Below are 1,119 nucleotides of genomic sequence, written 5' to 3'. Positions count from 1 at the left end.
ATCATGGCCGACCACGATGCGCGCGACGCGAACGTGGGCGGCGAAGTTCTCTTTACGGTGTTCTAGTGCGCATGTCGCGAAAGTGGAAACCGGTTTTGCGACAACGCGCACAGACTAAGATGAAGGATTGAGCCATGTCACGCATTGGCAAGAGGCCGGTCACGGTGCCGTCGGGTGTGACCGCGACCATCGAAGGGCAGACCGTCAAGATGAAGGGGCCGAAAGGCCAGCTTCAGTTCATCGTCCATGACGATGTCGAGGTGAAGCTCGAGGACGGCGCGGTGAAGGTCGCGCCGCGATACGAGACCAACCGCGCGCGGGCGCTGTATGGCACGGCGCGCGCGCAGGTCGCCAACCTCGTCGCGGGAGTCACCAAGGGTTTCGAGAAGAAGCTCGAGATCGTCGGCGTCGGCTATCGCGCCGCCTTGCAGGGCAAGACCCTGCAGCTCGCGCTCGGCTACAGCCACGATGTCAACTATGCGATCCCGGAAGGGATCACGATCGCGGTTCCTAAGCCGACCGAAATCACGATCACGGGCAATGACGCACAGCGTGTCGGTCAGGTCGCGGCCGAGATCCGCGGCTATCGTCCCCCTGAGCCCTACAAGGGCAAGGGCGTGAAGTACGCCGATGAATCGATCTTCCGCAAGGAAGGCAAGAAGAAGTAACGGAGCCGGTCATGTCGAAATTGAAGATTACGAATGCCCGGCGCAAGCAACGCGTGAGGCTGTCGTTGCGACGCACCGCGAACGGCCGCCCGCGGCTGTCGGTGTTCCGCTCGTCGAAGCACATCTATGCCCAGGTCATCGACGACCAGAAGGGCGAGACGCTGGCGTCGGCGTCATCGCTGGAGAAGGCGATGCGCGATGCGGGCAACACCGGCGCCAACATCGAGGCCGCCAAGGCGGTCGGCAAGCTCCTGGCGGAGCGGGCGGTCAAGAACGGCGTCAAGGAAGTGATCTTCGATCGCGGCGGCTATCTTTATCACGGTCGCGTCAAGGCGCTGGCCGATGCGGCTCGCGAGAGTGGGTTGAGCTTCTAAACGCGTAGTTCGCAAGTGTGAAACGGGTTTTGCGACAGGAATACGCGTCTTGAAATTGGTATCGAACGGACAGGACG

At 61.8% G+C, this 1,119-nt stretch carries 2 protein-coding genes; both read left to right on the top strand.

The window, feature by feature from the left end; all coding sequences use genetic code 11:
* The first annotated feature begins 134 nt into the window (after positions 1-134).
* A complete protein-coding gene (gene rplF / locus BGN91_RS10690) occupies positions 135-668 on the top strand; it encodes a 50S ribosomal protein L6 (RefSeq protein ID WP_292612950.1) in 534 nt (177 codons plus the stop codon).
* An 11-nt stretch (positions 669-679) separates the two neighbouring features.
* Positions 680-1,042, top strand: coding sequence for a 50S ribosomal protein L18 (gene rplR, locus BGN91_RS10685; RefSeq protein WP_292612948.1), 363 nt, complete (start codon positions 680-682; stop codon positions 1,040-1,042).
* Positions 1,043-1,119: the final 77 nt, after the last annotated feature.

The sequence above is a fragment of the Nitrobacter sp. 62-13 genome (assembly GCF_001896955.1).
Classification (GTDB): Bacteria; Pseudomonadota; Alphaproteobacteria; order Rhizobiales; family Xanthobacteraceae; genus Nitrobacter.
The sequence above is the reverse complement of the archived record's forward strand: the minus strand, read 5'-3'. Positions and strand labels throughout refer to the sequence as shown.